Origin of the sequence: Mycobacterium sp. (assembly GCF_035603715.1) — a bacterium.
GTDB lineage: Bacteria > Actinomycetota > Actinomycetes > Mycobacteriales > Mycobacteriaceae > Mycobacterium.
This window is the reverse complement of record NZ_DATNJW010000573.1, coordinates 1-3295: the sequence shown is the minus strand read 5'-3', so window position 1 is coordinate 3295 and position 3295 is coordinate 1. Positions and strand designations below refer to the sequence as shown.

Annotated in this window: 2 protein-coding genes; both read right to left on the bottom strand. The window is 63.1% G+C overall.

All coding sequences use genetic code 11. The features are described 5' to 3' along the window. On the bottom strand, positions 1 to 2520 hold a 2520-nt coding region (locus VN856_RS23495; protein ID WP_325693641.1), incomplete at its 3' end, for an indolepyruvate ferredoxin oxidoreductase family protein. A 56-nt stretch (positions 2521 to 2576) separates the two neighbouring features. Then, the gene (locus VN856_RS23490; RefSeq protein ID WP_325693639.1) at positions 2577 to 3197 is read right to left on the bottom strand and encodes a hypothetical protein; all 621 of its coding nucleotides are present in this window, start codon (positions 3195 to 3197) and stop codon (positions 2577 to 2579) included. Positions 3198 to 3295 lie beyond the last annotated feature (98 nt).

Below are 3295 nucleotides of genomic sequence, written 5' to 3'. Positions count from 1 at the left end.
GATGACGGCATGCTCGGCGCGAGTGGCCTCAAGTATCGGCGCCATCGCCTGACTGATTGCCGGGAACGTGGTGTCCGGGTCGACGACCATTTGGCCGGTTGGCACCGCCGACGAAGAGACCACCGCAACCGTGCGGTGCGGATCGGCAGCGAGCAGGTAGCCAGCCTCGGCCGCGACCAGCAAATCGCAACCTAGGTACAGGTCGCATTCGCCTTCGCCGGCGCGGCTGGCCACCGCTGTCGAATGATCGAAGATTTTTATGTCGGAAACCACCGCTCCGCCCTTTTGGGCCAGGCCGGTCTGGTCCAGAGTGCGAACGTAGCGCCCCGCAATTGTCGCGGCTGCGGCCAGCGTCTGAGCGACAGTGACAACACCGGATCCACCGATGCCGGTGATTCGGGTGGTGTGCGGCACGGCGGCCAGCTGAGGCGGTCCGGGGAGATCAGCCGTCTCGAGTTCCCTCAATGTCACTTTTGCGGGGCTTGAGCGGCTAGGCACTATTGTCATGAAGGCCGGACAATCTCCTTTGAGGCAGGAGAAGTCGAAATTGCACGAAGACTGGTCGATCCGCGTTTTCCGACCGAACTCGGTCTCGATCGGCTGAACCGACAGGCAATTTGACTTCGCGCCACAGTCCCCACAGCCCTCACACACCCGCTCGTTGATCATGACGCGTTGAACGGGTTGAACTACTGTGCCGCGCTTGCGCTTACGACGCAGCTCGGTAGCGCACTCCTGATCGTGGATGATGACCGTGACACCCGGTGTGGCAGCCAGCGTCCGCTGCGCCTCGCCCAGACGATCGCGATGCCAGCAACGCACACCACGCGGTAGGTCGTTGCGGCGGTATCGTTTCGGGTCGTCAGTGGTGACGATGATCCGCGTGACCCCCTCGGCAAGCAACGCCCGCGCGAGATCCTTCACGGTGAGTGCGCCTTCGGGCTGCTGACCGCCCGTCATCGCGACCGCGGAGTTGTAGAGGATTTTGTAGGTGATGTGAGAGCCGGCTGCGACGGCGGCGCGCACCGCGAGGCTGCCGGAATGATGAAAAGTGCCATCCCCCAGGTTCTGGATCAAATGGGACTGCTGGACAAAAGGACTCATTCCGATCCACTGCGCGCCCTCGCCGCCCATCTGAGTCAGCCCGGTGATAGTGCCCACCAGTTTCTCGTCCATGAGCGTGACTAGACCGTGGCACCCGATGCCAGCGCCGACCAACGAGCCATCAGGCGCCTTCGTCGACGAATTGTGCGGACACCCCGAACAGAAATAAGGGCTGCGAGTTACCAAGGGAAGCGTCAGCCGCGATTTCGGTGATTGGCGCCCGTTGAGCCACTCCCGGACCGAGGGAAGCTCGCTGTGGCCCAGCAGAATTGCCGCGAGCACGGGGGCGATCGTGTCGGCGGTGAGTTCGCCGTTGGGTGGGAACGCCGGGCCGTCCTTGATATTCCGCTTGCCGACGATCAACGGCCCGCCCTCGTTGTGATCGTAAAGCTGGTCGCGGACCGCGGTTTCAATGAAGGGCCGTTTGTCCTCGACCACGATGATCTTCTGCAGGCCTGAGACGAAGCCTTTCAGCGTGCGCGGCTCGATGGGGTCGATCATCCCAAGCTGAAGCAGGCGAATTCCGTGTTGCGCCAGCCTCATATCGTCGAGACCCATCCGCCGCAAAGCTTCACGAACGTGGAGGAACGTGGGTCCGGCGGCGATGATCCCGATGTCGTCGAGGACACCATGCGCAGTGACGAGGTCGAGTTGATTTCGCGCGGCGTAATCGATTGCAGCCTGACGCCGTTCGCCGTCTCGACTGCGTTCCAGAACTCCAAGCCCCGGCTGCATCATCTTCGCCGTGACTGCGTGGTCCACTGCGCGGACAGGTCCCACGGGGTTTACGCGGCCGGCGGCGACATCGACTGTCATAGAGCCGTTGGCAACGTCGGTCGATATCTTGAGCGCCACCCATAGGCCGCTGGCTCGTGACATCGCCGCGGCATGTAGGCCGAGGTCCAGGATCTGTTGAGGGTCCGCCGGGTATAGCGTGGGAATGCCCAAATCAGCGAGCAACCGTTCCGATGCGCCGGGCACCGTCGATGACTTCGCTGACGCGTCGTCACCAACGAAGACGAGGGCTCCGCCGTTGGCGGGCACGCCCATCAGAACGTTGTGCCGGAACGCATCCGACGCCCGATCCAACCCTGGCGATTTGCCGTACCAGAACCCGATGACGCCGTCGACCGTGCATTCCGGTGACGCCGACGCGAGCTGGCTTCCCTGAACGGCCGTCGCTGCAAGCTCTTCGTTGACGCCCGGCCGGAAGATGATGCCGTACTCGTCTAGTAGGGCGTGGTGGCGGTTGAGCTCCATGTCGTATCCGCCCAGGGGCGAACCTTCGTAGCCTGATATGAACCCAGCGGTGTTGCGGCCTGCCCGCCGCTCGGCGCGCATGATCTCCACCGGTAGGCGTGCCAGAACTTCTAAGCCTGTTAGCCGGACGAGGTTTGCCTGCGTCGACGGCTTCATATCGTCCTTGGTTGGCGTCGACAACATGCCCCCTACGGCAATGGATTTCGCTCTGGTCAACGATCAACCAGTGTTCGTGTCGCCGGCTTCGTAGAAACCGGCCACGATTCCAGGCGCTGACGAAGTAACGCGGCCAGGCGCAGCGGGATCGCAATAAGGCTCAACAGTGCGAACGGCACATATTCGACGAAGGAGAGCCAATGCTGTGTCAGCTGCGCGGGTGCGTCCAGCAGAAAATCTCGGCCGAAGGCGATCAGAATGTAAGTCGTGGCCAGGAAGATCAGTGGCCGCCACAGACGTCCCAGGGTGCGCGTTCCGATTCCGAAGGACAGCAGCACCAACAGATAGGTACAGAACAGTCCGGCCAGGAAGAACAACAAGATGCCGCCCTGTAGCGGAATCTGGCCGATGACGACGCCCAGCCAGATGACCAATCCGATGTGGACCTGCAGCGCGGCGGCGAAGGCCAGGCCCAGGCCTCGCGCCCGGCGAGCCAGACCGGCCAAGGCTGGGCCGAACAGGATGGCCAGCGCGCCGCCGGTATAGGAAAGCCAGAAAAAAAGGAACGACCAGCGCGCCGTGTAGCGAACCGCCTGCCCGATGCCGACGGGACCGGTGCCGTAATCGGCCAGGACGACCCCGGCGAGCGCGAGCCCGCCGGCGAACGCACCGATCATCCAAACCCAGGCTGGATCATGTCTGCGGGTCATCGCGCGTCCGCCTCGGCCGGACTACAAACCACGAAAATGACTGCCATTGCGTGGCATTCGGCGTG